This is a genomic window from Pseudoxanthomonas composti (assembly GCF_004122095.1).
Classification (GTDB): Bacteria; Pseudomonadota; Gammaproteobacteria; order Xanthomonadales; family Xanthomonadaceae; genus Pseudoxanthomonas_A; species Pseudoxanthomonas_A composti.
The window spans coordinates 53,852-79,395 of the sequence record NZ_SAWZ01000002.1 but is presented as its reverse complement, the minus strand read 5'-3'; the positions used below and the strand labels follow the sequence as shown (position 1 = coordinate 79,395).

Sequence of the window (25,544 nt, the reverse complement as noted above, 5' to 3'; positions counted from 1 at the left end):
CCATCGATTCTGCGCTCAGGGTCCTTCCCTCAGTAGCTTTTCCACGACCGCCTGCGCGGCCGAATCGACCATCCGCCAAACTTCCTCGAAATGGTCGTGGTCGCCGGTGTATGGGTCCGGGATGGCCATGCCCGCCCCGGCGCCGGCCCACTCCATCAGCAGCACCGACTTGGCCGTCGAATCGGCCGGGGCGCGGCGGCGCACGTCCTTCAGGTTCTGCAGGTCGGCGCACAGCAGCACGTCGAAGGCAGTGTAGTCCGAGGCCTGCAAGGGCCGCGCGCGCAGGCCGGAAATGTCCACACCATGCCCACGCGCGCAAGCGATGGCGCGGCGGTCGGGCGGCTCGCCTTCGTGCCAGTCACCGGTGCCGCAGGAATCGATCTGCACCCGCCCGGCCAGCGGCGAGGCCTCGATGCGGGCACGCAGGGCGCCTTCGGCCATCGGCGAGCGGCAGATGTTGCCCAGGCAGACCACCAGCAGCTTCATGCCGCGACACCGGCGCGGACGTGCGATTCGGCGCGCTCCAGATCCTCGGGGGTGTCCACGCCGGGCGGAAAGGCCTCAGGCGTCAGGCCCACCTGGATCCGGTAACCCGCCTCCAGCACGCGCAGCTGTTCCAGGGATTCGATCTGTTCCAGCACGCCCGGCGGCATGGCCGAGAACCGCTGCAGGAAGCCGGCCCGATAGGCATAGATGCCGATATGGCGCAGCCAATGCCCGCCTGCGGGCAGCGCCTGGCGCGCCTGGGCGAAGGCATCGCGCGGCCAGGGCAGCGGCGCGCGGCTGAAATACAGGGCATCGCCATCCAGGCGGCGCACCAGCTTGACCAGATTGGGGTCGAACAGCTGCTCGGCATCGGCCAGGGGGGTGGCCAGGGTGGCCATGTCGGCGCCGCTGGCGACCAGGGCCGAGGCGACCGCGCGGATTCCGGCCGGCGGCGCGAAGGGCTCATCGCCCTGCAGGTTCACCACCACCGTCTCCTCGGACCAGCCTGCGATGCGTGCGCACTCGGCGATGCGGTCGCTGCCGGAAACATGGTCATCGGAGGTCATCGCCACCTGCACGCCGCTGTCCTGCAGGGCCGTGGCAATGCGGGCATCGTCGGTGGCCACCCAGACCTCGCGGGCGCCGGCGGCCAGTGCTTGCCGCGCCACCCGCAGCACCATGGGCACCCCGCCGATCGGGCGCAAAGGCTTGCCTGGCAGCCGGCTGGAGGCATAACGGGCGGGAATGGCGACGACGAAGTCGTCCGCGGATGACGCCAGGGGCGGGTTGGTCACGGTCACCGGGCCAATCTGGGGCCAAAGGGCCCCACATTCAACGTGAAGCGGGGCCGGCGCGTCCAGCCTGGCGTTGCCACTTCCGCTGCGGCAGTCACGCTTCGGCAAGGCCGGGTGTGGCTCAGCGGCGCAGCCCCTGCACCCGCTCGGTCAGGGCGATCCAGAAGGCTTCGGGCAACTCGGCGCTGACCGGAATCGAGAACTGCCAGTCCGCGGCGAATGGCGCGCATTTGACCGCGTCCTTCTCCGTCATCAACACCGGCAGTTCGCTGCCGAAGGCCAGGTCCTCGGCCTTGTAGGCGTGATGGTCCGCGAAGGCATGCGGTACCACGCCGATGCCAAGGCCGCGCAGCATGTCGAAGAAGCGCGGCGGGTAACCGATGCCGGCCACCGCATGCACGCGATGCCCGGCAAACAGCGCCAGATCGCGGGGCTTGCCGCCCACCAGCGGTACCGCCTGGCGCGTGAGCAACCGCATCGGCCATTCGCCGAAGGCGGCTTGTCCGCCGTTGACCACATGGAAATCGCAGCGCTGGGCCCGCGCCACCGGCTCGCGCAGCGGGCCGGCCGGCAGCAGCTGCCCATTGCCGTAGCGGCGCTGGCCGTCGATCACCTCGATCTCCAGATCGCGGTGCAAGCGATAGTGCTGCAGGCCGTCGTCGCAGATCACGACGTCGCAGCCGGCCTGCGCCAGCGCCCTGGCCGCGGCGAGGCGGTCGCGGTCCACGCGCACCTTGGCGCCGGTGCGGCGGGCGATCAGCACCGGCTCGTCGCCGCCCTCGGCCGGCGCGGTGCCGGGCTCGACCCAGCGCGGCGTGCGCTCGTCCTGACGCCCATAGCCCCGGCTGGCCACGCCCGGGGTGAAGCCGGCCGCGCGCAAGCGCTCGACCAGGGCGATGGTCAGCGGCGTCTTGCCGGTGCCGCCCACGGTGATGTTGCCCACCACGATCACCGGCACCGGTGCGCGACGGCGCCGCAGCAGCCCAAGCCGGTACAGACCGCCACGCAGCCGCACGGCCGCCGCGTAGACCCGGGAAAGCATGCGCACCGGGGCCGGCACCGCGCTGCCGTCGTACCAGTACGCCGGGGTCTTGGACGTCGGTGCGGCCATCAGGCTTCGCTGAACTGCATGCGGTGCAGGTGCGCGTACAGGCCACCGCGCTCGAGCAGCTCGGCCGGGGTGCCCTGTTCGACCAGGCGCCCCTGGTCCAGCACCAGCACCTGGTCGGCGTGTTCGATGGTGGACAGGCGGTGGGCGATGACCAGCGTGGTCCGGTCCGGCAGCAGCTTCTGCAGCGCCTCCTGCACCAGCCGCTCCGATTCGTTGTCCAGCGCGGCAGTGGCCTCGTCCAGGATCAGGATCGGCGCGTCCTTGAGCATGGCGCGGGCAATGGCCAGGCGCTGGCGCTGGCCGCCGGACAGGCGCCCACCCTTGGTGCCGATCTGGGTCCGCATGCCTTCGGGCAGCTCGGCCACGAACTCCATCGCGTTGGCGCCCTGCACCGCCTGGCGCAGCGCATCCTCGCCCATCTTCTGCATCTCGCCGTAGGCCACGTTGTCGGCCACGGTGCCGTCGAACAGCATGACCTGCTGCCCCACCAGCGCAATCTGCCGGCGCAGGTCGCCCAGGGCGTACTCCTGGGCGGGATGGCCATCGATCAGGATCTGGCCGGACTCGGCCTCGTAGAAGCGCGGGATCAGCTTGATCAGGCTGGACTTGCCGCTGCCCGAGCGCCCAACGATCGCCGTGACCGTGCCGGGCCTGGCGATGAAGCTGATCCCGCTCAGCGCCGGCTTGGTCTGCCCCGGATAGCGTGCGGACACGTCGCGGAACTCGATCAACCCCTTGGCCCGCTGCAGCGGCCGTGTGCCGGCATCGTGCTCGTCCTCGCTGTCCAGCACCGAGAACAGGCGCTCGGCCGAGGCCACGCCGCGCTGGACCATGTTCTGCACGTTGGTCAGCTGTTTCAAGGCGGGGATGATGGCCATCATCGCAGTCATCAGCGAGACGAAATCTCCGGCCGTTAGCCGGCCAGCCATGGACTCACGCCCGGCAATGAGCAGAAGCGCCGCCAGCCCGACCGAACCGACCAACTGCACGGTGGCCGATGAGATTCCGCGGGTCGACTCCACCTTCATCGCCAACTGCAGGTTCCTGTTGGCCAGTTCCTCGTAACGCGCCAGCTCGGCGGACTGGGCGCCATAGATCTTCACTTCCTGCTGGTTGGACAGCGTCTGGTCCGCGGCCTGGAGTAGATGTCCGCTGCTTTCCTGGATGCGATGGCTGATCTTGCGATAACGCTTTGCGACCTTGTTCATCACCCAGGCCAGGGGCGGCGCGAGCACCAGAATCGAAAGCGTGACAGACCAGCTGTACCAGAGCATCACGCCCAAGGCCCCGAGGGCTTGCAGCGATTGCTGCACCATGACCTTGACCGCATCCACCGCAGCCTGTGCGACCTGATCCGAATCCGATCCCAACCGCACCAGCATCGATGGCACCGGCTCGGCATCGAAACGCGAGCCTGGCAGGCGCAGATACTTGCCCAGCACCTTGACCCGCAGGTCGCGAGCGATGCTGCGCGCGGACTTGCCCATGCACATGTCCGTGGCATAACCCGCCACGCCACGCACCAGAAACAACCCGATGATCGCAGCCGGCAGCCACGCCGCGACACCCGCGTTCTTGTTGATGAAAGTCTCGTTGGTGATCGGCTTCATCATGCCGAGGAACAGACTGCTCGCCCCCGCCTCGATCAGCGCGGAGATCAACGCGAGCAGCAGCAGCCCCGAGTACGGGCGCGAGAAGCGGATCAGCCGACGATAGATCTGCCAGGGCGTGGCCGTGGCGGTCTTGCCGGCACTCACCGCGCAGGCTCCCGGCCTGGCGCTTCCGGCGCGGTGGCGATGGACACGCGGCGGAAGCCCAGCTGGCCCAGCGCATCCAGCGCGGTGACCACGGCCTGGTGCGGCGTGCGCGCGTCGGCGCGCAGCAGCACGGCGCGCTGGCGGTCCTCACCGGCCGCCTGCCCTAAGGCCTGCTTCAAGGCATCGGTGTCGGTGCGCAGTACTTCGCGTTGATCGACGAAGTAACGGCCCTCGGCATTGACCAGCACGCTCAGCGGCTGGTTCGGCAGCTGCTCGGCCTTGGATTGCGCGCTGGGCAACTGCAGCTGCAGCGTGGAGCGGGCATCGAAGGTGGTGGTGATCACGAAGAAGATGATCAGCACCAGGATCACATCGATCAGCGGGACCAGGTTGATCTCCGGCTCGTCGTGGGCGCGGTCGTCTCGGATACGCATCGGTGCGGCCTCAGGCCCGCGCCGCGTCGGGCGCGGCATGGCCGGCAAGCCCGGCGGCCTTGGCCCGCGTGGTGATCGCCACGCGGTCCAGGGTATCGACCAGCGCGGTGGCCTGCTGCTCCATCTCGATCACATAGCCGGCGATACGGCCGCGGAAGTAGCGGTGGAAGATCAGGGCCGGGATCGCCACCAGCATGCCGGTGGCTGTGCACACCAGCGCCTTGCCGATGCCGCCTGCCAGCTGGTTCACATCGCCCAAGCCGCCATCGAGGATGCCCAGGAACATCTGGATCATGCCGACCACGGTGCCCAGCAGGCCCAGCAAGGGGCCAGCGGCGGCGATCGTGCCCAGGGTGTTCAGGAACTTCTCCATCCGATGCACCAGGTGCCGGCCGGTATCCTCGATGCGCTCGCGGATCACCTCGCGCGGGCGATGCCGCACGTCCAGCGCAGCGGCCAGCAGGGCGCCCAGCGGCGAGGTGCGGCGCAGCGATTCGATGTGCGCCGGATCCAGCTGGCCCGACGCGGCCCAGCGACGCACTTCCTCGCCCAGCCCTGGCGGCAGCAGTTCCTTGCGACGCAGGCTCCAGAACCGCTCCAGCACGATCGCCAGGGCCAGCACCCCCAGCAACAGCAGCGGAATCATGGGCCAACCGCCCGCCTTCACCAGTTCCAGCACATTCAATCCTTCGGCGTCGATGGCCGATCGATGGCAGGCCGATAGGATAGCCTAGCCGCCCGACGCAGCCAGACCGCATCCCAGGGACGCCGCTGGAACTGCCGGCGCTCGCGCACGGACAGCCCATCGGCATCCAGCCACACCGTCAGCGCTCCGCTCTCCGCTGTATTCAGCACCTCGGCACCATGGCGTTGCCAGCGGCGTACCGCCCCGGTGTGCGGATGTCCGAAGCGGTTGCCGAACCCGGCCGACACCAGCGCCAGCCTGGCCCCGGTGGCGCGAACGAAGCCAGGCTCGGACGATCCGCTGCTGCCATGGTGGGCAGCCAGGACGACATCGGCTTTCAACAGCGCGCGCTGCTGGCGCAGCAGCTTGCGTTCGATCACCTCGCCGATATCGCCAGTCAGCAGCAGCGCGCCGTGGCGGCCTTCGATGCGCAGCACGCAGCTGGCCTCGTTGCGCAGATAGGGAAAATGCGCGCCTGGGTGCAGCACCTGGAACCGCACGCCATCCCAGGTCCATGCCTGTCCTGTGCGGCAGGCCTGGTCGAACGGCACCGGGCTGCCCGCAGGCGCCTGGACCCGATGCGTCGGCATGCCGCGCCGCACCGCCTCCAGCCCGCCGGCATGGTCGGCATCGCCGTGGCTGAGCATCAACTTGTCCAGGTGACGCACGCCTAGCGCGTGCAAGGCGGGCAACACGACCCGCTCGCCGGCATCGAAGCCCTCGGGCACCGCAGGCCCCGCGTCGTAGAGCAAGGTGTGCCGATGCGTGCGCACCAGCACCGACAGCCCCTGCCCCACGTCCAGCACCGTCACGTCCACCGCGCCCTGCGGAGGTCTCTGCGTGGAGGGCCACAGCAGCGGCAACCACAACAGCAAGGCCCAGGGCTTGCCCGGCACCGCACGCGGCAACAGCAACCACAGGCCCCCAACCAGGGCCAGCGCGAACGCCAGGGCGGAAGCCTCGGGCAACCACAGCAGCGACAGGCGCCCGCTGGCCAGCCAGGTGAACAGGGGCCAGCTCAGGTCGAAGCACCACGCCGCCAAGCGCCAGGGCCCGCCGCCCCAGCCGGCATGCAAGGCTTCCAGGCCGGTTCCGATCAACGACAGCGGCACCACGACCAGGCTCCACCAGGGGATGGCCACCAGATTGGCCAGCGGCCCGGCCAAGGAGGCCTGGCCAAACAGCATCGCCGTCAACGGCAGCAGGCCCACGGTGGCCACCCCTTGCGCGGACAGGAACTCGCGCAAACGCGCACCCTCGCTGCGCGGCATGCACCACACCAGCCAGGCCACGCCGGCAAAGCTCAGCCAGAAGCCGGCCACCAGCACCGACAGTGGATCGACCAGCAGGACCGCGATAGCCGCCAGCGCCAGCGCGCGCGATGCCCCCAGCGGGCGTCGCCAGCCTCTGGCCAGCGCCACCACGCCGATCATCAGCACGGTGCGCACGGTGGGCAGGGCGAAGCCGGCGATGGCGGCGTACCCCGACGCGCCGGCCACGGCCGCCAGCGCGCAGGCCGTCGGTCGCGGCAGGCGCAGGCCCAGCGCCGGACAGCATCGCCACAGCGCCGACGCCAGCAAGGCGCACAAGCCCGAGACCAGGCCGACATGGAATCCGGAGATGGCGATCAGGTGGGTCAGCCCTGCCGCGCGCAGCAGTTCCCAGTCCCGATCTTGCAGGCCGCGGGTGTCGCCGATGGCCAGGGCGGTGACGAAGCGCGCCGAGGACGTGCCGACCGCGGCCTGGATGCGCCGCGCGGTGGCGTCGCGCCAGGCGCCCAGGCCCGCTGCGGGCGCCAGCAGCACAGCTTGCTCCGGGGCCCGCACATAGCCGGTCGCGGCGATGCGTTGGGCCAGCAGCTGGCGTTCGGCGTCCAGCCCGCCGGGATTTCGCAGACCGCGCGGTGCGCGCAGCTTGGCCTGGAAGCGCCAGCGCTGACCGGCACGCAGCGCGGTTCTCGGGCCTGGCGCCTGCGCGTCGAAATCGTCGTACCAGGACAGCACCAGCTGGCGGCCGCTGGGCAGGGACAGTGCGGCATCGGCATCCAGCTCGAACAGGAAGCGCGCGCGGCGCGCCTGTTGGTCCGGCAGCGATGCCACCACGCCCTGCACGATCATCTCGCGGCCCTCGTCCGCCGGCGCGAGCTGCTGCCCCAGCACGAGTGCGGCATGCAGCCCACAGCAGGCCACGCCGGTCAGTGCAGCGCCGATCAAGCGTGCAGTGCCGCCGTTCCACCACGCGAACAGTCCCAGCGGCAACAGCCCGCACAGCAGCCAGATCGGCGGCAATACGGGAAGCTGCAGCACGCCAACGCACCCGGCGACCAAAGCCGCGGCCACCGGTACGGCGAATGCGCCGACCTGCCAATCCCGCACCCATGCGCGCAGACCCGGTTGCACGGGTCCCAAGTGCCATCCGCGTCCCTGCGGTAGAAGTCTGGTCATGCCCCCATGCTCGCGCGCCGGGGCGCCTGGAGCCGTCGGCCTTAACGCCCAACCGATGTAGGAAAGTTCCGTTCCCGCAGGGCCCGTCGCATACTGCCGCGCCCACCACGTGATCGACTGCCATGCCCCTGCCCGACAGCCTACGGCTGCGCCCCGCGGTGGAAGCCGATATCCCCGCCCTGTTCGCCCTGCGCAAGCAGACCATGGAGGCGCACATGCGTGCCTCCGGCGCGCAGACCTCGGACGACTACCACATGGCCAAACTTCGCAAGGGCTACGAGCTGGCGCAGGTCCTGGAGGAGGAAGGACGCATCGTCGGGCTGTTCAAGGTGGATCGCGGACACGACCCGTGGAAAGTCATCCAGATTCACCTGGCGCCGGCGCTACAGGGCCGGGGCATTGGCAAGGCGCTGATCTCGGACTTCATCCAGGAAGCACGCCAGGCCGGATGCGATGTCACCCTCAACGTGCTCACCCAGAACCCGGCCCGGGCGCTCTACGAGCGCCTGGGCTTCGTGGTCACCGGTGAAGAGGGCAGCGAATACGTGATGCTGCTGCGGCAGCGCTGAGCGCGAGGATCAGCCTGCCAGTTCGGCGCGCTCCAGCGGATACAGGCGGCCGCTGCGCAGTTCCAGGGTGCGGTCCAGCTTGGCCGCCAGGCGTCGGTCGTGGGTCACCAGCACCAGGCTGGTACCCTGCGCGCGATTGAGCTCCAGCATCAGGTCGAACACCACCGCGGCGGTCTTTTCGTCCAGGTTGCCCGTGGGCTCATCGCCCAGCAGGCAGGCCGGTTTGTTGACCAGGGCGCGTGCCACCGCCGCACGTTGGCGCTCGCCGCCGGAGAGCTCGCCCGGCTTGTGCTCCAGGCGATGACCCAGGCCTACCGACTCCAGCAGTGCCTTGGCCTTGTGACTGGCGGCCTGTGCATCGGCCCCGCCCAGCATCACCGGCATCATCACGTTCTCCAGTGCGGTGAACTCCGGCAGCAGGTGATGGAACTGGTACACGAAGCCCAGCGACTGGTTGCGCAGGCGCCCACGCGCGGCATCGGACAGCGAGGACATGCGCTGGCCGCTGACGTAGACCTCCCCCGAGGTGGGCGTATCCAGCCCGCCGAGCAGATGCAGCAAGGTGCTCTTGCCGGCACCGGAGGCGCCAACGATGGCCACGGTCTGTCCCGGCATTACTGCCAGGTCCAGGCCGTCGAACACCGGCGTGCGCATCCGGCCTTCGGCATAAGTCTTGCCCAGGGCATCGGCGCGCAGCACCGCCACATCCTTCTGCATCGGCTTATTCATAGCGCAGCGCCTCCGCCGGCTGCGTGCGCGCCGCGCGCCAAGCCGGATACAGCGTGGCCAGGAAGGCCATGGTCAGGGCCACGCAGGCGATCACGACCACATCGCTCGCCTCCAGCTGATACGGCAGGCCGGTGATGTAGTACACATCCGGCGGCAGCAGCGTCACGTTGAACACCCGCTCGATCAGCCCGAGGATGCGCTCCAGGTTCATCGTCAGCACGATGCCGCCGATCACGCCGGCCACCGTGCCGATGATGCCGATCAGCGAACCCTGCACCATGAAGACCTGCATCACCCCACGCGGGGTCAGGCCCAGCGTGCGCAGGATGGCGATGTCGGCCTGCTTGTCGGTCACCAGCATCACCTGCGAGGACACCAGGTTGAAGGCGCCCATGGCGATGATCAGCGACAGCAGGATCCCCATCACCGTCTTTTCCATCTTCAAGGATTGGTAGAGGTTTGCGTTCTCGCGCGTCCAGTCGCTGATGCGGTACTGCCGCTGCAGTCCGATCACCAGGTCGCGCGCCACGTCCCAGGCCTGGTTCATGTCGTGCATCTTCAGACGCACGCCGGTGACGTCATCGCCCATGCGCAGCAGGCGCTGCATGTCCTGCATGTCGGCAAGGGCCAGGCCGCGATCGACCTCGTTGATGCCCGCGGAAAAGATACCGCTGACCACGAAGCGCTTGGCCCGCGGCAGCCCGCCCATCGGCGTCCCCTGCATGTTGGCCGTGGTGACATTGACCGTATCGCCCACCCGCACGCCCAGCCACAGCGCCAGCTCCTCGCCCAGCAGGATGTTGAACCTGCCCGGCTGCAGCGAATCGAAGCTGCCCTGCTTCATCTTGTCGCGGATCACCGAGACCTGCGGCTCCAGGGAAGGCAGCACGCCCTGCACCATTGCACCCTGCGGGTCGCGATTGCCGCTGATCAGACCCTGCACTTCCACGTAGGGGGCGGCGCCGGCCACCCGCGCATCCTTCTTGGCGGCGTCCACGACGATCTGCCAGTCCGAGAGCGTCTCGCCAGCCCCGGTCACGGTGGCGTGGGCGGTCATCTGCAGCAGGCGGTCGCGGATCTCACGCTGGAAGCCGCCCATCACCGCCAGGGTGGTGATCAACACGGTCACGCCCAGGGCGATGCCCAGAATGGAGGCCAGCGAGATGAAGGAGATGAAGCCGTTGCGCCGCTTGGCCCGGAGGTAACGCAGGCCAATGGCGACAGGAATGGGTCTGAACATAGGCCGCTATGGTGCCATCACGCCCGTGCGTGGCGATATCATCCCTTCGCCTGCGGCTAGTCGCAGTTCACGTCGTTGGGCCGGGGGCAGCGTATCGGGCCACCAGGCCAGCGCTTCGTCCCGGCGCGCGCCAGGCCGGCGCCAGCGCAGGAAGGCCAGCGGCCCACGCCAGTGCAGCCGCGCCCGCTCGACGACCACCCCATCGACCTGCAGCCCGAACGAGGGACCGAACACCAGGCTGCGCACCGGCCGGCGCCATTCCCTGCGCAGTTGCCACGACCCGCACCCGCACACCAGCCCCGCGGCCGGCCAGGCCAGGGCCGCAGGCAGCGCACAGTGCAGGACGGAGAAGGCCGCCAGGGCTACGATCAGCGCCAGCAGGCCAAGCTGCAGGCGCGAGGGCCGCCACTCAAGCCGGCAGCTTGAGGATGCGCTGGATCGTCGCGTCGAGCTCGGCATCGGGACAGGCCTCATAGCCCATGAACCAGCGCCAGAGCTTATCGTCTTCACATTCGAGCAAGCGTAGGAAAACCGCACGTTGCGCCTCGGAATCCTGCGCCCAGGCGCGGTCCAGATAGCGCTCGAACAGCTGGTCCAGCTCACGCATGCCGCGCCGGCAGCGCCAGCGCAAGCGCTTCATCTGTGGATCGAGCTCACTCACTACACTCATCTCCTGCACGCTGCCGGCCATGCCGCCGCGCCAGCGCATGCGGCGACACGGCCGTTCCTGCAATGCCCGCCAGCGCCACCACGATGACGCGACATGGCCGCTTACGAAAGCGGCGCCGCCCTTTCGGGAGCGCCGCCTGAAACCGCGACCGGACTGCCCCGGTCGTGCGGAGCACCAGCCAATCAGGCCCGGCGCGCCATCATCAACTTCTTGATCTCCGCGATCGCCAGCGCCGGGTTCAGACCCTTCGGGCAGGTGCGCGCGCAGTTCATGATGGTGTGGCAGCGGTACAGCTTGAACGGGTCTTCCAGGTCATCCAGGCGCGCACCGGTGTCCTCATCGCGCGAATCGATGATCCAGCGGTAGGCCTGCAGCAGGATCGCCGGGCCCAGGTAGCGCTCGCCGTTCCACCAGTAGCTCGGGCAGCTGGTCGAGCAGCAGGCGCACAGGATGCACTCGTAGAGGCCGTCGATCTTCTTGCGGTCCTCCGGCGACTGCAGGCGCTCGGTCGCGGCCGGTGCCGGAGTCTGGGTGCGGATCCACGGCTTGATCGAGGCGTACTGCGCATAGAAATGCGTCAGGTCCGGCACCAGATCCTTGATCACGTCCATGTGCGGCAGCGGATACACCGGCACTTCCTTGCCACGGCAGTCGTCGATGGCCTTGGTGCAGGCCAGCGTGTTGGTGCCGTCGATGTTCATCGCGCACGAGCCGCAGATGCCTTCGCGGCAGGAACGGCGGAAGGTCAGCGTCGAGTCGATCTCGTTCTTGATCTTGATCAGCGCGTCCAGGACCATCGGCCCGCACTTGTCCAGGTCGATGTCGTAGGTATCGGTGCGCGGGTTGGCCTCGTCGTCCGGGCTCCAGCGGTAGACCTTGAACGTCTTGACGTTCTTGGCGCCCGGGGCCGGGAAGTGCTTGCCCTTGCCGATCTTGGAATTCTTGGGGAGGGTGAACTCTGCCATGGCTTTTAAATCCGGGATTGGGGATTAGGGATTGGCGATTTGGGCGGGCGCGGGACACGAAGCATTTTTTTCGAATCCGGCGCCGCCACTCCAATCCCGGCTGTGGTCAGTAGACGCGCGGCTTGGGCGGGACCACGTCCACGTCCTTGCTCAGCGTGTACATGTGGACCGGACGGTAGTCGAAGCTGCACTTGCCCTGCTCGTCCACGGTGACCAGCGTGTGCTTCTGCCAGTTGACGTCATCGCGGTCCGGGAAATCCTCGTGCGCGTGCGCGCCACGGCTTTCCTTGCGCTGTTCGGCCGAGTTGATCGTCGCCACCGCGTTGAGCAGCAGGTTGTTCAGCTCGTAGGTCTCGATCAGGTCCGAGTTCCACACCAGCGAACGGTCGGCGACCTTCACGTCCTGGAAGCTGTCGAACACCTTGGCCATCTTCTCGCAGCCCTCGGAGAGGGTCTTGCTGGTGCGGAAGACGGCGGCGTCGGCCTGCATCGTGCGCTGCATGTTGTCGCGGATGACCGAGGTCGGGGTATCGCCGTTGCTATTGCGCAGCTTGTCCAGCAGGCCCAGCGCCTTGTCGCAGGCATCGGAAGGCAGCGTCTTGTGCGGCGCGTTCTTCTTGATGGTCTCGGCGCAGCGGTTGGCCACCGCACGGCCGAACACCACCAGGTCCAGCAGCGAGTTCGAACCCAGGCGGTTGGCGCCATGCACCGACACGCACGCGGCCTCGCCGATGGCGTACAGCCCCGGCACCACCGCATCGTTGTCATCGCCGACCTTGCGCACCACTTCGCCGTGGTAGTTGGTCGGGATGCCGCCCATGTTGTAGTGCACGGTCGGGATCACCGGGATCGGCTGCTTGGCCACGTCCACGCCGGCGAAGATGCGCGCGCTCTCGGCGATGCCCGGCAGCTTCTCGTGGATGACTTCCGGGCCCAGGTGGGTCAGGTCGAGCAGGATGTGATCCTTGTGCTCGCCCACGCCGCGGCCCTCGCGGATTTCGATGGTCATGGAACGGGCCACCACATCGCGCGAGGCCAGGTCCTTGTAGTGCGGTGCGTAGCGCTCCATGAAGCGCTCGCCGCTGTCGTTGCGCAGGATGCCGCCTTCGCCGCGCACGCCCTCGGTGATCAGGCAGCCCGCACCGTAGATGCCGGTCGGGTGGAACTGCACGAACTCCATATCCTGCATCGGCAGGCCGGCACGCATGGCCAGGCCGCCGCCGTCGCCGGTGCAGGTGTGGGCCGAAGTCGCGCTGAAGTAGGCGCGGCCGTAACCGCCGGTGGCCAGCACCACGCCATGGGCGCGGAACAGGTGCAGCGAGCCCTCGGCCATGTCCAGCGCCAGCACGCCGCGGCACACCCCTTCCTCGTCGAAGATCAGGTCCAGCGCGAAGTACTCGATCATGAAGCGCGCGTTGTGAGCCAGCGATTGCTGGTACAGCGTGTGCAGCATGGCGTGGCCGGTGCGGTCGGCCGCCGCGCAGGTGCGCTGGGCAGCCGGGCCCTCGCCGAACTTGGTGGTCATGCCACCGAAGGGGCGCTGGTAAATCTTGCCTTCCTCGGTCCGCGAGAACGGCACGCCGTAGTGCTCCAGCTCGATGATGGCCGGAATCGCCTCACGCACCATGTACTCGATGGCGTCCTGGTCGCCCAGCCAGTCAGAGCCCTTGATGGTGTCGTAGAAGTGGTAGCGCCAGTCGTCCTCGCCCATGTTGCCCAGCGCGGCGGAGATGCCGCCCTGCGCGGCCACGGTGTGCGAGCGCGTCGGGAAGACCTTGGTCAGGCAGACCGTCTGCAGGCCCTTCTGCGCCAGGCCGAAGGTGGCGCGCAGGCCAGCGCCACCGGCGCCGACCACGACCATGTCGTACTTGTGTTCGGTGATCTTGTAAGCGGACATCAGATTCTGGATTCCTGTTCGTGGCGCCCGAGCAAGCTCAGGCACCGCCCAGCGCGATACGGACGACCGCGAAGATGCTGGCGATCGCGCCGACGACGGCGATGAACTTCACCGTGGTCTGCAGCGCCAGGGCCAGCAGCGTGTTGTGGACGTAGTCTTCCAGCACGACCTGCAGGCCGATCTGGGCGTGCCAGAACATGGCCACCAGCATGCCGACCAGCAGGATGGCGTTCCACGGCTTGGCCACGGCCACGCGCGCGGTTTCGAAGTCGGCGCCGATCAGGCTGACCACGAACACCAGGAACCAGATCGCCAACACGACCAGCGCGGTCGCGGTCAGGCGCTGCATGACGAAGTGCTCGGTCCCGAGCTTGGCCGAACCCAGGCCGCGAACGTTCTTCAAAGGGGTACGGAAGCGGCTCATGCGACACCTCCGGTGCTCAGCACATAGCCCCAGATCAGCGCGGTGATCACCAGGCTGCCCACCACCGACATCCAGCTGCTGCGCACGAAGGCGGGGATGCTGAAGCCGTGGCCGAAGTCCTGCACGATGTGGCGGATGCCGTTGCACAGGTGGTAGGCGAAAGCCCAGGTCCATGCGAACAGGAACAGCTTGCCGTACCAGGCGCCGAGGATGTCGGTGAAGCAGGTCCAATGCTCGGCACCGGCCATCAGGGTGATCAGTCCGGCGGCGATGACCAGCGCGCCGAAGGTCAGGAGCACGCCGGTGGCGCGATGCAGGATGGACGTCGCCATCTGGATCTGCCAGCGGTAGACCTGCAGATGGGGGGATAACGGACGGGGTCTTGTCGCCATTCGCGGGCTCGTTGTCTCGGCTAAGCGGCCTTGCGGTCGCGTTGGCTGATAGGCGCTGCGTCAGAAATCCACGCAACGCCCGTTCTTTTCCCAGTCCCCGTAGCGCGTGGGTTCCGGGCCGTCGCGACCACCGATCTCCTTGGGCACCTCAGCCGGTTCGGGCTGCTGTGTTTCGGGATCGGCAGGTGTCGGTGTAGGGGATTGACCTATCATGACGAGATTCTCGCAACGCACCAATTTTAGACTTGCACCGTTCAGCTGACAACATGCCCCATCGCAGTGCATCCAACGCATCGCCGTTCGCCCTGCCCGACCACGCGGTGATCGAGCTGATCGGCCCTGACGCCGAAGCTTTCTGCCACGCGCAGTTCGCCAGCGACGTGAAGAGTCTGGCCCCTGGCCAGTGGCAGTGGAGCGCCTGGCTGACCCCCAAGGGGCGCGTGATTGCCCTGTTCGCCTTGTGCAGGATCAGCGCCGATCGCCTCGTGTTGGTGCTTCCCGACGCACCGGTGGGCGAAGTTGTGACGGGGCTGCAACGTTTCGTATTCAGGAAGAAAGTGCAGGTCCGGCTGTCGTCGCTGCAGGTCAGTGGCGTGTTCGCCCAGGCCGCTGCAGCGGCCGGAGATCGACTGGCCGGCGACGATGAAACCGGCTTCGAGCTGGACCGCAGCGATGCCGGGCAACCGCGTCACTGGCGCCTGCAAACGCTTCCAGCGGCGGCCGATGACAATGCGGCAAGCTGCTGGCGGGCCTGCGATTTGCGCTGCGGCCTTCCCCGCCTGGATCCCGCCCAGCGCGAGCAGTGGACGCCGCAGCAGCTGTCGCTGGAGCGATTTGCCGCCTACAGCGTCAAGAAGGGCTGCTACCCCGGCCAGGAAATCGTGGCGCGCACACATTTCCTCGGCAAGGCCAAGCGCCAGCTGGTGCTGATGGAGGCCACAGCGGGCGTCTCGCCTGGACAGCGCGTCGGCGATGGCGAGCGCGAGGTCGGCGACGTGGTGTCTGTCGCCAGCGAAGGCCCCACCCGGTTGTTGCTTGCGGTCATGCCGCTGGAGCGCAACGCATCGACATGGAAGATCGCCGATGCCAACGCCCAGGAGCTCGCCCTCCGGGATCCCCTGGCGCGATAGCGCGCCTTGCCCCTTCCTGCATCGGCGCGAGCCCGAAGGGTCAACCCTTGCTGTGTGCCTGCCACTGCGCGCGGGTCTGGCCCCAGATCTCCACTGGACGCTCGTGCGCCGGCTCGGGTAGTTGACCCATGCGCAGGAAGCCCGAGCCCAGTTTGGCGGCCACGGCCTTGGAGTTGTGGTTGTCCGGGGCAATGGTGTGGATGACCTCGCTCCAACCCAGCTGGGAAAACGCCCAGGCAATGGCCGCACGCGCCGCCTCCGGCGCATAGCCCTTGCCCCAATGCGTGCGATCGATGCTCCAGCCGACCTCCGGGCCCGGCCAGCCATAGGGCTGCCAGGGACCCACGCGGCCGACCCATTCGCCGGTGGCCTTCTCGATGACCATGAACATGGCAAAGCCCTGCAGCTGCCAGGCGCCGGTCATGGCCGCCAGGCTGCGCCAGGCCACCGGCGGGCTTTGCACGCCGCCCAGGTGCGCCATGGCCACCGCATCGCCGGTGAAGCTGGCCCAGGCCGCAAAATCCTCCGCCCGCGGCGGGCGCATCAGCAGGCGAGGCGTTTCCAGCTGCAGATCGAAGACACTCACGGCGGCGCTCCTGTTCGTCCAGCCTCGCAGTGTCGACGATCCGGGAATGAAAAGGCGCGGCGCCGGCCACCGGATATCACGACGCTTATCGGTCAGCGCGGGCAACGAAAAAAGGCCGGTACTTGCGCACCGGTCTTTCCGTCAGGCAATCGCGGAGACCACGATCAGCTGCGCATGGTGCCGTCCTGCGCCTGGACGACGACCTTGCCGTCCACCACCGGCAGGCGGTCGGACTGCGGCTTGTCGTCCATGCGAATCACCTTTTCCTGGCCGTCCAGGCGGTAGGTGACGTCATAACCCACCACCTCGTCGGTATTGCCCATGGCGATCCGGTTGCCCGGCTTGTCGGACATGCGCATGGTGCCGGTGGTGCCATCTTCGTTGCGATAGGTGACGTTGTAACCGGTCACTCGCGAGCTCTCCGAAGCAGTGTTCTCGGTATGGCACTGGCGCTCGGTGCGGTTCACCACGCGGCCACCGACGTGGTTGCGGTCCACGCGATTGCCCACGTAGCCACCTGCGGCGGCACCGGCCACCGTGGCGGCCTTGCGACCATTGCCGCTGCCGAACTGGTTGCCGACCAGGCCGCCGATCAGGGCGCCGGCCACCGTGCCGCCGACGTTGCCGTCGCGCTCGGGCAGGCGCTCCTGCACGACCACGTCGTTGCAGACCTCGCGCGGGGTCGAGGTGGTAGTGACTTCACGCACGGGCTCGGTGCCGATGACCGTGGCATATAACTTGGACTTCTCGGTGACCGGGTCGACCTTGACAATGTCGGCATAGGCGAACTGCGGCAGCGCGTCGCTGCGGCCATCCTGCAGGGCCGCCGAATCGGTCGGAATGCCACCCTCGATGCCAGCGCCGGGCGCGGAGCGGTGGCTCATGAAGGCTGCGGTCGCGGCGCCGCCGACCAGCAAGGCACCCGCGGCAATCAAGGCTGTCGTGGTTGTGGACTTCATCGTGATCCTCCGTGCGGACCGCCCGCGTTGATCGATGCCGAATTCCAGCATGACAAGCCTGAACAAAGACGGGCATGGACGTCCTGTTCCCTACACGGAAGCTAAACACGGGACGCCCTCCGCTCCGTGATAGCGTTGCGGTCATCTTCGAGCGGGACTGCGTCTTGTCCAAACTCCTGTTGCTGCCCTTGATGCGCTGGGCTGGAAAGCTGCGCTATCCGACGCTGTTCAAGGTGACGGCGGTGGCCTTCGCCGTCAGCGTGTTGTGGCCGTTGGATCCGATCCCCCTGCTCGATGAGATCGTGCTGGGACTGGGCACCTTGCTTTTGGCCAACTGGAAGCGGCGCGGGGGCCCGGCCCCGATCAAGACGGACGTCGCCCAGCGCCGTTGACCATGGAGTTGATCGAAAGCCACTGCCACCTGGATGCCGGCGAATTTGATTCCGATCGTCACGACGTCCTCGACCGCGCCCGTCGTGCCGGAGTCCGGCACCAGATCGTGCCCGCCGTGACCTGCGCCAGCTGGCCCAAGCTCAAGCAGGTCTGTGCCACCGATGCCGGGCTGCACCCAGCCTATGGCCTGCACCCGGTTTTCCTGCTGGCGCATCGGCCCGCGCATCTGGACGAACTGGCGCAGTGGCTGGAGCGCGAGCGCCCGGTGGCGGTCGGCGAATGCGGACTGGATTACTTCGTGGAAGGGCTGGACGCCCAGGACCAGCAGCATTATTTCGAGGGCCAGCTGCGGCTTGCCAAGGACTTCGACCTGCCCCTGGTAATCCACGCACGGCGCGCGGTGGACCAGGTGATCGCCGCGCTTCGCAAGGTCGGCGGTCTGCGCGGCGTCGTGCACAGTTTCTCAGGCAGCCCCGAGCAGGCCGCGCAACTGTGGAAACAGGGCTTTTACCTTGGCCTTGGCGGCCCGGTCACCTACGAACGTGCCCAGCGCCTGAGGCGCCTGGTCGCCAGCATGCCGCTGGAGCAGCTACTTTTGGAAACCGATGCGCCGGACCAGCCGGATGCGGCGATCCGCGGCCAGCGCAACGAACCGGCGCGGCTGGGTTACGTGTGCGAGGTCATTGCCGGGCTACGCGGGCAGTCGCCGCAGACGGTGGCAGAGCAGACCTCGCGCAATGCCCGGGACCTGTTCCGGCTGCCGAACTGAAGCGGCTCAACTCGCCTCGACTTCCAGTGGCGCCGACACGGCGGACGACGCAGCCCGGCGCTTGTTGCGCAGGATCTCCAGCGCCTTGCCGACGGCGGCGAAAGCGAAGGCGCCGGTGATGTGGGTGGCAGCGCCCAGCCCCGCCCCGCAATCCAGCTTGAGCGCGGCATCGGCGCCGAGCTGCGGGCGGATGCCGCAGACCGTGCCGTCGGCCTGGGGATACTGCACGTTCTCCAGCGAATAGATCGCCGAGACGCCGAAGTAGCGCTGCGGGTTCTTGGGAAAGTTGAACTCGGCGCGCAGCTTCTTGCGGATCAATGCCAGCATCGCATCATGCTCTGTGCGCGACAGGTCGCGCACGCGAACCTGGGTCGGGTCGGTGCGTCCGCCCGCCGCGCCCACGGTGATCACCGGCAGCTTGCGACGGCGGCACCAGACGATGGCCTCGACCTTGACCCGGAAACTGTCGCAGGCGTCGATGACCAGATCGAACTGCCGGTCCAGCAGTGCCTCCAGGTTGGAAGCGGACAGGAAGGCTTCGACCGCATCGACCTCAATGGCCGGGTTGATCGCCAGGCAGCGCTCGGCCATGGCCTTGGCCTTGTTGCGGCCGTATTGCCCAGCCAGGGCCGGCAACTGCCGGTTGGTGTTGGAGACGCAGATGTCGTCGGCGTCGATCAGCGTCAGGTGGCCGATGCCGGTGCGCGCCAGGGCCTCCACCACCCAGGAGCCCACCCCGCCCATGCCGACCACGGCGACCCGGGCGCGCGAGAAGCCATCGACCGTGCCCTGTCCGTACAGGCGGTCGATACCAGCGAAGCGTTCAAGATCGGCGGACATCTCAGGCAGTGCGCGGCAGGCGATGGCGAAGAATGCATAGTGTAGACGCCCCACCCTGCACCATCACCCACCCCGCCCGGAGCCAGGTCCATGCAGAGCAACGCCAGCCGCTATCTCTTTCTCTTCATCTTTGGCCTGGTGGTCGGCATCGTGCTGACCGTGGTGTCCATGCGCGCCTTGCAGGCGCGACGCGACCCGTTCCCCGACAGCGTGATGCAGGTGATGGCCAAGCAGACCGACCTGCTGAAGCAGCGCGTGACCCAGAACCGCTGCACCACCAGCGATGCGTTGCCGCGCCTGCAGTCCCTGCGTGCGATGGGCAACGACCTGGAAACCGCATTCCCCGACCTGGCCGAGGACAGCCGCTTCAGCGCGCACGCCAGCAAGCTGCGCGGCACGCTGGACACGGCCATCGCCGCCGCCCCGGGCACGTGCGGCGATATCGAGGCGGCCAACCGCAAGATCGGCGAGGCCTGCCAGGCATGCCACCAGGACTTTGCTGGCTGAATTGCCGGCAACACCGCGTCCTCGCATCCGGTGTCAGCCGCGGCCGGTTGACGCGTAGTTCATTGCACACGCAACACGATCCGGGACACGCAGCCCCGTCGGGCTGCATCCCATCGTAGCGGGCCACCAGCCCACGGAGATTGCAATGAACAAGCGCATCGCATTGGCCGCCCTGATCACCGTCGTCGGTGTCACCGGCTGCGCTACCGCACCCAGCGGCGGCTATGGATACTCCAACCCGGCCCCGGGTTACTCCTCACGGGGATGCGCCGACTGCGGCCTGGTCACGCGTATCGACACGGTGCCCTCCGGCCGCACCGCGCCGTCGGCCACCGGCGCCATCCTCGGCGGCATCGTCGGCGCGGTGGCGGGCCACGAGATCTCCGACAAGACCGGCGGCAGCAAGGGCAACCAGAACGTCTCGGCCGCGGCGGGAGCCGTGGGCGGCGCGGTGGCGGGCAACGCCATCCAGAAGCGCGTGACCGGCGACACCTACGATATCCATGTGCAGATGGACAATGGCCGCACCGTGGTGATCAACCAGCGTGACCTCGCCGGCATTCGCGAAAATACCTATGTGCGCGTGGTGAACGGCCGGGTGATTCTGCGCTGATGGCGTAAGGCGCATTATCTCGGCGTTCGTTTGCGACAAAAAAAGCCCGGCCAAGGCCGGGCTTTTCTACCGTTTGCAGTCAGGGGTCCGCGCCCGGTATGGATGGCTCAGACTGGCTGGACAGCGTCCGCCTGCAGGCCCTTCTGGCCCTGCACGACGGTGAAGCTCACCTTCTGGCCTTCCTTGAGGCTCTTGAAGCCCTGGGTCTGGATGGCGCGGAAGTGGACGAACACGTCCTCGCCATTCTCGCGGCTGATGAAACCAAAGCCTTTGGCGTCATTGAACCACTTGACGGTACCTTGCTCGCGATCGGACATCTGTACATCTCCTTGGAACGGGTGGTTGAACGCCTGGGGGACGGCGGCTGGTTGCAAGGAGCAAGCGAGGTACTGCGATGTAGCGGATCATCGATCTACCGCATCAGGCCACGATTCTCGGTGACCTTGGCAACGACAGCAGACCGAACACTAGCGCGCTGTCAGACAAATTGCAACGATTAACCGGGCGCGCACAAGCCACTGAATTTAAAGGAATTATTAATGGATTTGGAGGTGGTCGGTTACATATTCGCGGCCGTATTGATGGTGGTCGGAATCGCGGGAATCATCCTGCCGGTCCTGCCTGGCCTGCCGGTCACGTTTTTGGGCATGCTGCTGGCCGCCTGGCTGGACGGTTTCGCGCGTGTGGGCTGGGTCAGCCTGGTGGTGCTTGGGGTCATGACCGCGCTGTCGGTGGTGGTGGACATCCTGTCTTCCGTCATGGGCGCCCGACGCGTCGGCGCCAGCCGCAAGGCCCTGGTCGGCGCGGCCCTGGGCACGGTGGCAGGCCTGTTCTTCGGGCCGATCGGCATCGTCGCCGGGCCCTTCCTTGGCGCGCTGCTGGGTGAGCTTTGGCACGGAAAAAAGCTGAACCTGGCTGCGCGGGTCGGCCTGGCCACCTGGATCGGCATGGTGGTGGGCATGGTGCTCAAGCTGGGCCTGGGTTTTGCGATGCTGGGGTGGTTCCTGCTGGCCTGGTTCCTGTAGCGGCGCCTTCACCGCCCTTCACGCCCGCCTGTTCACACTTGTTCTCTTGACGGGGAAGCTCGAACGAAGGACGTAACGCATGGTCTGGATCGTGGTGGGCGCAGTCGCGGCGACCCTGCTGATCGTGCTGGTGGCGATGAACTTCACCACGCCGGAGAAGAAGCTCCAGCACATCCCCACCCACCGCCACGGGGTGGAGGACCCACAGTTCAAGCGCGAGATGTCGGTGCTGCTGGGTCCTGCGGTCCTGCCGGGCAATCGCGTGGAGCCGTTGCACAACGGCGAGCAGATTTTCCCGGCGATGCTGGCCGCCATCCGCGGCGCGCAGCACACCATCGCCTTCGAGACCTACATCTACTGGTCCGGCGACATCGGCCGCGAGTTCAGCGATGCGCTGTGCGAGCGGGCCAAGGCCGGGGTGATCGTCAACGTCACCATCGACTGGGGCGGCAGCCTGAAGATGGACACGACCCTCATGCGGGCCATGGAAAGCTCCGGCGTGCAGGTGCACCGCTATCGCCCGCTCCGGTGGTACAACATCGGCCGCGTCAACAACCGGACCCACCGCAAGCTACTGGTGGTGGACGGACGCATCGGCTTCACCGGTGGCGTGGGCGTGGCCGACCAGTGGATGGGCCATGCCCAGGACCCGGACCATTGGCGCGACAGCCACTACCGCATCGAGGGCCCGGTGGTGGCGCAGGTGCAGGCCGCCTTCAACGACAACTGGATCAAGACCACCGGCCGCGTGCTCAACGGCCACACTTACTTTCCGCGGCTGGAACCGGCCGGAGAGACCGACGCGCACCTGTTCCTGGCTTCACCGGCCGGCGGCAGCGAGAGCATGCACCTGATGTACCTGCTGGCCATCGCCGCGGCGTGCAGGCAGATCGACCTGGCCGCGGCCTACTTCGTGCCGGACGCGCTGATCACCGAGGCGCTGCTGCAGGCGCGCGACCGCGGCGTGCAGATCCGGGTGCTGCTGCCCGGCAAGCACATCGATTCGCTGTCGGTGCGGCTGGCCTCGCGCGCCAGCTGGGGGCCGCTGCTGGAGGCGGGCATCCAGATCCACGAATACCAGCCCACAATGCTGCACACCAAGCTGCTGATCATCGATGGTTACCTGGTCTCGGTGGGCTCGACCAACTTCGACATCCGCTCGTTCCGCCTCAACGACGAGGCCAGCCTGAACATGTACGACCGCGCCATGGCCCGGCAGATGACCGAGGTGTTCGAGGCGGACATGGCCCAGGCCCAGCCGTACACGTACGAGCGCTGGCGGCAGCGGCCGATGCGAGAGAAACTGGCCGAGACCTTCATCCTTCCCTTCAAGTCCCAGGTATGAACGCACACGCCCTCTTTCCGACCTTCAGCCTGTTGGCCACCGCGCTGGGCTTGGCCTGCGCGGCGCAGGCCCAGGACGCCATGCCCAAGCCGGCCACGCCCGAGGCCTGCCTGGCGATCCAGGCCGACGCCGCGCGCCTGACCTGCTACGACACCGCCTTCAATCGCGCGCCCAGCAGCACCGAGGCGGCCGACACCGCCGCGGCGCAGGCCGCCGAGCGCAAGCGCGCGCTCGATCAGAGCGCCGCGGAGGCAGCCTCGGCCGCCACGACCAGGCGCCAGGGCGCGCTGTACGCGCACGAGCTGGACGTGGAGGCCAACGCCGGCAAGGGCTCGCTGCTGGACAGCCGCTGGGAGCTGGCCAAGGACTCCAAGCTGGGCGTGTTCCAGATGCGCGCCTACAAGCCGACCTACCTGCTGCCGATGTTCTGGACCAGCGACATCAACAACACCCCGTCCTCGCCCAATCCGGACAATACCGTCACCACGCCGCAGGACCTGCAGCGCGAGGAGGCCAAGTTTCAGATCAGCTTCAAGACCAAGTTCGTGGAGAACCTCTTCGGCGACAACGGCGATATCTGGGGCGGGTATACCCAGAGCTCGCGCTGGCAGGTCTACAACGGCGAGGCCTCCCGGCCGTTCCGCGAGACAAACTACGAGCCGGAAGTGATGCTGGTGTTCCGCAACAACTATTCGCTCGGCGGCTGGCATGGCCGCATGACCGGCATCAGCCTCAATCACCAGTCCAACGGCCGCGGCGACCCGCTTTCGCGCAGCTGGAACCGGGTGATCCTGTCGGCCGGGCTGGACCGTGAGAACTGGGCCTTCGTGGTGCGCCCGTGGTGGCGCATCCCCGATGGCAACGACGACGACAATCCGGATATCGAGAACTACATGGGCCGCGGCGATGCCCTGCTGGTCTACAGCAAGGGTGGGCATGAGCTGTCGCTGCTGGGCCGGCATTCGCTGCGCGGCGGCGATGAGTCCCACGGTGCGGTGCAGCTGGCCTGGGGCTTTCCCATCGACCGCAACCTGCGCGGGCACCTGGAGGTCTTCCACGGCTATGGCGAGAGCATGATCGACTACAACCACAAGGCCACCTACATCGGCCTGGGCGTGTCGCTGCTGGAGTGGTTCTGATGGCGCAGGGGGCTGCGCACCCGTTCCCGGTGACGATCTGGCACAACCCGCGCTGCGGCAACTCGCGCGGGGCGCTGCAGCGCATCCGCGATGCCGGGATCGAGCCAACTGTGGTGGACTATCTGGCCGACCCGCCGGACGAGGCCACGCTGCGGAAGGTGCTGGCCGATGCGGGTCTGGACGCGCGCGAGCTGGTGCGCAGCAAGGAGGCGGTGTTCGCCGAGCTTGGGCTGCAGGATGCGGACCAGGCGCAGCTGATCCAGGCCATGCTGGCGCATCCGATCCTGATCAACCGCCCCCTGGTGTTCACGCCGCGCGGCGTGCGCCTGTGCCGGCCGCCTGAACGAGTGGACGCGCTGCTGCCCTGACCCCGCAGGCAGCGCAAGACATGCGCCTGGTGGCGTACCATCGCCGGCGCCCGCCCCACTACAAGGATCGTGTCATGGCCGCCTCCCTGCCTTCGGCGCGCGTTCGACGCTCGTTCTTCGCCTATGCGGCTGCGCTGCTGGGCGTGCTGAGCCTGCTGGCCGTCGCCTGCTTCCACTTCCCGGAACTGCTGACCAGCAAGGAGTTCCGCGCCGTCTACAGCGAACAGTTCGCGCGGCACCTGCTGCTGGCCGGGCTGAGCGCGGCCTTCATCCTCGGGACGCTGGCCATCCTGCGCGACCGCAACAAGCGCATCGCCCTGGTCGGGGTGGGCAGCGCCACCCTGGCCGTGCTGCTGGGCGGCACCAACGTGCAGTTCGATGCCATCGGCCAGACGCCCTACTCGCTCGGGCTGGACTGGTTCGTGATCTCGCTGTTCTTCTCGGCGCTGGTGTTCGTGCCGCTGGAACGCTACCTGGGCCAGCACCGGCTCTCGCCGCTGCGCCCCGGCTGGCGCACCGACGTGGGCTACTTCTTCATGAGCCACGTGCTGGTGCAGTTCATCCTGATCCTGGTGACGGCCTCGACCTCCACCATCGCCGGACTGGCAGCCTTTCCTGGCCTGAAGGCCTCGATTCAGTCGCTGCCGGTGTGGGCGCAGTTCCTGCTGGCGGTGTTCGTGGCCGACCTGGCCCAGGCCTTGCTGCACCGTGCGTATCACAACGTGCCCTGGCTCTGGCGCTTCCACGCGGTGCATCACTCCAGCCGGCAGATGGACTGGTTGGCTGGCTCGCGCATCCACGTGGTGGAGATCGTCCTGACGCGCAGCGTGGTGCTGCTGCCGCTGCTGGTGCTGGGGTTTTCGCCATCGGCGGTCAATGCCTACGTGATCCTGGTCGGCCTGCAGGCGGTGCTGGCCCATGCCAACCTGGGCGTACGCTTCGGCTGGCTGGAATACGTGCTGGTGCTGCCGCGCTACCACCACTGGCATCACGCCCGGCACAAGGACTACCTGGACGTGAACTACGCCATCCACCTGCCGCTGGTGGACATGCTGATGGGCACCTTCAAGCTGCCGCCCAAGCGCACCGACTGGCCGGAGGAGTACGGGGTGATGAATCTGGAGACGGTGCCGCGCGGGCTGCTGAAGCAGCACCTGATGCCGTTCCAGCGCGGTCGAAAATACGATGAGTACGTGGATTGAATGGCGCGGGCCGGGAGCTTCTTTCAATAGGCCCCGGGACATCAGCCGCGAAGGGGCGTTCCTAGTAACGC

Annotated in this window: 30 protein-coding genes; 11 read left to right on the top strand and 19 right to left on the bottom strand. The window is 67.6% G+C overall.

The window, feature by feature from the left end; translation table 11 throughout:
• Nucleotides 1-15: 15 nt before the first annotated feature.
• The 7 genes from EPA99_RS03690 to EPA99_RS03660 all read right to left on the bottom strand — a co-directional run bounded on the left by EPA99_RS03690 (nucleotide 16) and on the right by EPA99_RS03660 (nucleotide 7,573).
• The gene (locus tag EPA99_RS03690) at nucleotides 16-486 is read right to left on the bottom strand and encodes a low molecular weight protein-tyrosine-phosphatase (protein WP_129469856.1); all 471 of its coding nucleotides are present in this window, start codon (nucleotides 484-486) and stop codon (nucleotides 16-18) included.
• Nucleotides 483-1,286, bottom strand: coding sequence for a 3-deoxy-manno-octulosonate cytidylyltransferase (gene kdsB / locus EPA99_RS03685; RefSeq protein ID WP_425479158.1), 804 nt, complete (start codon nucleotides 1,284-1,286; stop codon nucleotides 483-485). Before kdsB ends, EPA99_RS03690 begins: the two co-directional genes overlap by 4 nt.
• A gap of 115 nt (nucleotides 1,287-1,401) precedes the next feature.
• Nucleotides 1,402-2,391, bottom strand: coding sequence for a tetraacyldisaccharide 4'-kinase (gene lpxK / locus EPA99_RS03680; RefSeq protein ID WP_129469855.1), 990 nt, complete (start codon nucleotides 2,389-2,391; stop codon nucleotides 1,402-1,404).
• Entirely contained in the window at nucleotides 2,391-4,148 is a 1,758-nt protein-coding gene (gene msbA / locus EPA99_RS03675) for a lipid A export permease/ATP-binding protein MsbA (protein ID WP_241688259.1), read from the bottom strand. The genes lpxK and msbA overlap by 1 nt, the downstream gene beginning before the upstream one ends.
• The gene (locus EPA99_RS03670) at nucleotides 4,145-4,582 is read right to left on the bottom strand and encodes an ExbD/TolR family protein (RefSeq protein WP_129469854.1); all 438 of its coding nucleotides are present in this window, start codon (nucleotides 4,580-4,582) and stop codon (nucleotides 4,145-4,147) included. The genes msbA and EPA99_RS03670 overlap by 4 nt, the downstream gene beginning before the upstream one ends.
• A gap of 10 nt (nucleotides 4,583-4,592) precedes the next feature.
• Nucleotides 4,593-5,261: a MotA/TolQ/ExbB proton channel family protein gene (locus EPA99_RS03665; protein ID WP_129469853.1), complete on the bottom strand. Its 669-nt coding sequence runs from the start codon at nucleotides 5,259-5,261 to the stop codon at nucleotides 4,593-4,595.
• Between the two features lie 2 nt (nucleotides 5,262-5,263).
• Nucleotides 5,264-7,573, bottom strand: a complete 2,310-nt coding sequence (locus tag EPA99_RS03660; protein WP_241688258.1) for a DNA internalization-related competence protein ComEC/Rec2 — start codon at nucleotides 7,571-7,573, stop codon at nucleotides 5,264-5,266.
• 260 nt (nucleotides 7,574-7,833) lie between these two features.
• Here EPA99_RS03660 and EPA99_RS03655 point away from each other — a divergent pair, with 260 nt between their 5' ends.
• Nucleotides 7,834-8,280, top strand: a complete 447-nt coding sequence (locus EPA99_RS03655) for a GNAT family N-acetyltransferase (protein WP_129469851.1) — start codon at nucleotides 7,834-7,836, stop codon at nucleotides 8,278-8,280.
• Nucleotides 8,281-8,289: 9 nt separating this feature from the next.
• Here the strand turns inward: EPA99_RS03655 and lolD are convergent, their stop codons facing one another.
• The 8 genes from lolD to EPA99_RS03610 form a co-directional block, all read right to left on the bottom strand.
• Nucleotides 8,290-9,009: a lipoprotein-releasing ABC transporter ATP-binding protein LolD gene (lolD, locus tag EPA99_RS03650; RefSeq protein WP_425479157.1), complete on the bottom strand. Its 720-nt coding sequence runs from the start codon at nucleotides 9,007-9,009 to the stop codon at nucleotides 8,290-8,292.
• Nucleotides 9,002-10,249, bottom strand: coding sequence for a lipoprotein-releasing ABC transporter permease subunit (locus EPA99_RS03645; protein WP_129469849.1), 1,248 nt, complete (start codon nucleotides 10,247-10,249; stop codon nucleotides 9,002-9,004). The genes lolD and EPA99_RS03645 overlap by 8 nt, the downstream gene beginning before the upstream one ends.
• A gap of 409 nt (nucleotides 10,250-10,658) precedes the next feature.
• The gene (locus tag EPA99_RS03635; protein ID WP_129470372.1) at nucleotides 10,659-10,919 is read right to left on the bottom strand and encodes an FAD assembly factor SdhE; all 261 of its coding nucleotides are present in this window, start codon (nucleotides 10,917-10,919) and stop codon (nucleotides 10,659-10,661) included.
• 182 nt (nucleotides 10,920-11,101) lie between these two features.
• Nucleotides 11,102-11,884, bottom strand: a complete 783-nt coding sequence (locus EPA99_RS03630; protein WP_129469847.1) for a succinate dehydrogenase iron-sulfur subunit — start codon at nucleotides 11,882-11,884, stop codon at nucleotides 11,102-11,104.
• Between the two features lie 106 nt (nucleotides 11,885-11,990).
• Nucleotides 11,991-13,781, bottom strand: coding sequence for a succinate dehydrogenase flavoprotein subunit (gene sdhA / locus EPA99_RS03625; protein WP_129469846.1), 1,791 nt, complete (start codon nucleotides 13,779-13,781; stop codon nucleotides 11,991-11,993).
• 37 nt (nucleotides 13,782-13,818) lie between these two features.
• Nucleotides 13,819-14,205 carry a succinate dehydrogenase, hydrophobic membrane anchor protein gene (sdhD, locus tag EPA99_RS03620; protein ID WP_129469845.1) on the bottom strand — a complete coding sequence of 129 codons (387 nt, stop codon included), beginning with the start codon at nucleotides 14,203-14,205 and terminating at the stop codon, nucleotides 13,819-13,821.
• Nucleotides 14,202-14,597 carry a succinate dehydrogenase, cytochrome b556 subunit gene (gene sdhC, locus EPA99_RS03615; protein ID WP_129469844.1) on the bottom strand — a complete coding sequence of 132 codons (396 nt, stop codon included), beginning with the start codon at nucleotides 14,595-14,597 and terminating at the stop codon, nucleotides 14,202-14,204. The genes sdhD and sdhC overlap by 4 nt, the downstream gene beginning before the upstream one ends.
• Nucleotides 14,598-14,657: 60 nt before the next feature.
• Nucleotides 14,658-14,810, bottom strand: coding sequence for a DUF1674 domain-containing protein (locus tag EPA99_RS03610; RefSeq protein WP_129469843.1), 153 nt, complete (start codon nucleotides 14,808-14,810; stop codon nucleotides 14,658-14,660).
• A 107-nt stretch (nucleotides 14,811-14,917) separates the two neighbouring features.
• Between EPA99_RS03610 and ygfZ the strand changes: the two genes are divergently transcribed.
• Nucleotides 14,918-15,727 carry a CAF17-like 4Fe-4S cluster assembly/insertion protein YgfZ gene (gene ygfZ / locus EPA99_RS03605; protein WP_164978550.1) on the top strand — a complete coding sequence of 270 codons (810 nt, stop codon included), beginning with the start codon at nucleotides 14,918-14,920 and terminating at the stop codon, nucleotides 15,725-15,727.
• Between the two features lie 40 nt (nucleotides 15,728-15,767).
• On the opposite strand, the gene EPA99_RS03600 is transcribed toward ygfZ, so the two are convergent.
• Entirely contained in the window at nucleotides 15,768-16,313 is a 546-nt protein-coding gene (locus EPA99_RS03600; protein WP_129469841.1) for a GNAT family N-acetyltransferase, read from the bottom strand.
• A 164-nt stretch (nucleotides 16,314-16,477) separates the two neighbouring features.
• Nucleotides 16,478-17,272 carry a glycine zipper 2TM domain-containing protein gene (locus EPA99_RS03595; RefSeq protein WP_129469840.1) on the bottom strand — a complete coding sequence of 265 codons (795 nt, stop codon included), beginning with the start codon at nucleotides 17,270-17,272 and terminating at the stop codon, nucleotides 16,478-16,480.
• A 191-nt stretch (nucleotides 17,273-17,463) separates the two neighbouring features.
• Here EPA99_RS03595 and EPA99_RS03590 point away from each other — a divergent pair, with 191 nt between their 5' ends.
• A complete protein-coding gene (locus EPA99_RS03590) occupies nucleotides 17,464-17,664 on the top strand; it encodes a DUF6116 family protein (protein WP_425479169.1) in 201 nt (66 codons plus the stop codon).
• Nucleotides 17,665-17,666: 2 nt separating this feature from the next.
• On the top strand, nucleotides 17,667-18,434 hold the full coding sequence (locus tag EPA99_RS03585) for a TatD family hydrolase (protein WP_129469839.1): 768 nt from the start codon (nucleotides 17,667-17,669) through the stop codon (nucleotides 18,432-18,434).
• A 6-nt stretch (nucleotides 18,435-18,440) separates the two neighbouring features.
• On the opposite strand, the gene EPA99_RS03580 is transcribed toward EPA99_RS03585, so the two are convergent.
• Complete coding sequence (locus EPA99_RS03580; RefSeq protein ID WP_129469838.1) at nucleotides 18,441-19,274, bottom strand: tRNA threonylcarbamoyladenosine dehydratase; 834 nt, start codon at nucleotides 19,272-19,274, stop codon at nucleotides 18,441-18,443.
• Nucleotides 19,275-19,364: 90 nt separating this feature from the next.
• On the opposite strand from EPA99_RS03580, the gene EPA99_RS03575 reads away from it, so the two are divergent.
• Nucleotides 19,365-19,781, top strand: coding sequence for a hypothetical protein (locus EPA99_RS03575; RefSeq protein WP_129469837.1), 417 nt, complete (start codon nucleotides 19,365-19,367; stop codon nucleotides 19,779-19,781).
• Between the two features lie 145 nt (nucleotides 19,782-19,926).
• The gene (locus EPA99_RS03570; protein WP_129469836.1) at nucleotides 19,927-20,394 is read left to right on the top strand and encodes a glycine zipper 2TM domain-containing protein; all 468 of its coding nucleotides are present in this window, start codon (nucleotides 19,927-19,929) and stop codon (nucleotides 20,392-20,394) included.
• Nucleotides 20,395-20,501: 107 nt separating this feature from the next.
• Here EPA99_RS03570 and EPA99_RS03565 read toward each other — a convergent pair whose 3' ends face one another.
• Complete coding sequence (locus EPA99_RS03565; RefSeq protein ID WP_129469835.1) at nucleotides 20,502-20,711, bottom strand: cold-shock protein; 210 nt, start codon at nucleotides 20,709-20,711, stop codon at nucleotides 20,502-20,504.
• A 222-nt stretch (nucleotides 20,712-20,933) separates the two neighbouring features.
• Between EPA99_RS03565 and EPA99_RS03560 the strand changes: the two genes are divergently transcribed.
• From EPA99_RS03560 to EPA99_RS03540, 5 genes are all read left to right on the top strand, one after another.
• Entirely contained in the window at nucleotides 20,934-21,419 is a 486-nt protein-coding gene (locus EPA99_RS03560) for a DUF456 domain-containing protein (RefSeq protein ID WP_129469834.1), read from the top strand.
• Between the two features lie 79 nt (nucleotides 21,420-21,498).
• On the top strand, nucleotides 21,499-22,764 hold the full coding sequence (locus EPA99_RS03555; RefSeq protein WP_164978549.1) for a phospholipase D-like domain-containing protein: 1,266 nt from the start codon (nucleotides 21,499-21,501) through the stop codon (nucleotides 22,762-22,764).
• Nucleotides 22,761-23,903, top strand: a complete 1,143-nt coding sequence (locus tag EPA99_RS03550) for a phospholipase A (protein WP_129469833.1) — start codon at nucleotides 22,761-22,763, stop codon at nucleotides 23,901-23,903. The genes EPA99_RS03555 and EPA99_RS03550 overlap by 4 nt, the downstream gene beginning before the upstream one ends.
• Nucleotides 23,903-24,271: an arsenate reductase (glutaredoxin) gene (gene arsC / locus EPA99_RS03545; protein ID WP_129469832.1), complete on the top strand. Its 369-nt coding sequence runs from the start codon at nucleotides 23,903-23,905 to the stop codon at nucleotides 24,269-24,271. Before EPA99_RS03550 ends, arsC begins: the two co-directional genes overlap by 1 nt.
• Before the next feature lie 74 nt (nucleotides 24,272-24,345).
• Nucleotides 24,346-25,473, top strand: a complete 1,128-nt coding sequence (locus EPA99_RS03540; protein ID WP_129469831.1) for a sterol desaturase family protein — start codon at nucleotides 24,346-24,348, stop codon at nucleotides 25,471-25,473.
• The last annotated feature ends 71 nt before the right edge of the window (nucleotides 25,474-25,544 follow it).

What these genes read in the sequence shown, in the direction of transcription:
- EPA99_RS03690 (WP_129469856.1), bottom strand. Translation starts at nt 486, where the DNA reads ATGAAGCTGCTGGTGGTCTGCCTGGGCAACATCTGCCGCTCGCCGATG.
- lpxK (WP_129469855.1), bottom strand. Translation starts at nt 2,391, where the DNA reads ATGGCCGCACCGACGTCCAAGACCCCGGCGTACTGGTACGACGGCAGC.
- EPA99_RS03670 (WP_129469854.1), bottom strand. Translation starts at nt 4,582, where the DNA reads ATGCGTATCCGAGACGACCGCGCCCACGACGAGCCGGAGATCAACCTG.
- EPA99_RS03655 (WP_129469851.1), top strand. Translation starts at nt 7,834, where the DNA reads ATGCCCCTGCCCGACAGCCTACGGCTGCGCCCCGCGGTGGAAGCCGAT.
- lolD (WP_425479157.1), bottom strand. Translation starts at nt 9,009, where the DNA reads ATGAATAAGCCGATGCAGAAGGATGTGGCGGTGCTGCGCGCCGATGCC.
- EPA99_RS03645 (WP_129469849.1), bottom strand. Translation starts at nt 10,249, where the DNA reads ATGTTCAGACCCATTCCTGTCGCCATTGGCCTGCGTTACCTCCGGGCC.
- EPA99_RS03635 (WP_129470372.1), bottom strand. Translation starts at nt 10,919, where the DNA reads ATGAGTGTAGTGAGTGAGCTCGATCCACAGATGAAGCGCTTGCGCTGG.
- EPA99_RS03630 (WP_129469847.1), bottom strand. Translation starts at nt 11,884, where the DNA reads ATGGCAGAGTTCACCCTCCCCAAGAATTCCAAGATCGGCAAGGGCAAG.
- sdhA (WP_129469846.1), bottom strand. Translation starts at nt 13,781, where the DNA reads ATGTCCGCTTACAAGATCACCGAACACAAGTACGACATGGTCGTGGTC.
- sdhD (WP_129469845.1), bottom strand. Translation starts at nt 14,205, where the DNA reads ATGAGCCGCTTCCGTACCCCTTTGAAGAACGTTCGCGGCCTGGGTTCG.
- sdhC (WP_129469844.1), bottom strand. Translation starts at nt 14,597, where the DNA reads ATGGCGACAAGACCCCGTCCGTTATCCCCCCATCTGCAGGTCTACCGC.
- EPA99_RS03610 (WP_129469843.1), bottom strand. Translation starts at nt 14,810, where the DNA reads ATGATAGGTCAATCCCCTACACCGACACCTGCCGATCCCGAAACACAG.
- EPA99_RS03595 (WP_129469840.1), bottom strand. Translation starts at nt 17,272, where the DNA reads ATGAAGTCCACAACCACGACAGCCTTGATTGCCGCGGGTGCCTTGCTG.
- EPA99_RS03590 (WP_425479169.1), top strand. Translation starts at nt 17,464, where the DNA reads ATGCGCTGGGCTGGAAAGCTGCGCTATCCGACGCTGTTCAAGGTGACG.
- EPA99_RS03585 (WP_129469839.1), top strand. Translation starts at nt 17,667, where the DNA reads ATGGAGTTGATCGAAAGCCACTGCCACCTGGATGCCGGCGAATTTGAT.
- EPA99_RS03580 (WP_129469838.1), bottom strand. Translation starts at nt 19,274, where the DNA reads ATGTCCGCCGATCTTGAACGCTTCGCTGGTATCGACCGCCTGTACGGA.
- EPA99_RS03575 (WP_129469837.1), top strand. Translation starts at nt 19,365, where the DNA reads ATGCAGAGCAACGCCAGCCGCTATCTCTTTCTCTTCATCTTTGGCCTG.
- EPA99_RS03570 (WP_129469836.1), top strand. Translation starts at nt 19,927, where the DNA reads ATGAACAAGCGCATCGCATTGGCCGCCCTGATCACCGTCGTCGGTGTC.
- EPA99_RS03565 (WP_129469835.1), bottom strand. Translation starts at nt 20,711, where the DNA reads ATGTCCGATCGCGAGCAAGGTACCGTCAAGTGGTTCAATGACGCCAAA.
- EPA99_RS03560 (WP_129469834.1), top strand. Translation starts at nt 20,934, where the DNA reads ATGGATTTGGAGGTGGTCGGTTACATATTCGCGGCCGTATTGATGGTG.
- EPA99_RS03555 (WP_164978549.1), top strand. Translation starts at nt 21,499, where the DNA reads ATGGTCTGGATCGTGGTGGGCGCAGTCGCGGCGACCCTGCTGATCGTG.
- EPA99_RS03550 (WP_129469833.1), top strand. Translation starts at nt 22,761, where the DNA reads ATGAACGCACACGCCCTCTTTCCGACCTTCAGCCTGTTGGCCACCGCG.
- arsC (WP_129469832.1), top strand. Translation starts at nt 23,903, where the DNA reads ATGGCGCAGGGGGCTGCGCACCCGTTCCCGGTGACGATCTGGCACAAC.
- EPA99_RS03540 (WP_129469831.1), top strand. Translation starts at nt 24,346, where the DNA reads ATGGCCGCCTCCCTGCCTTCGGCGCGCGTTCGACGCTCGTTCTTCGCC.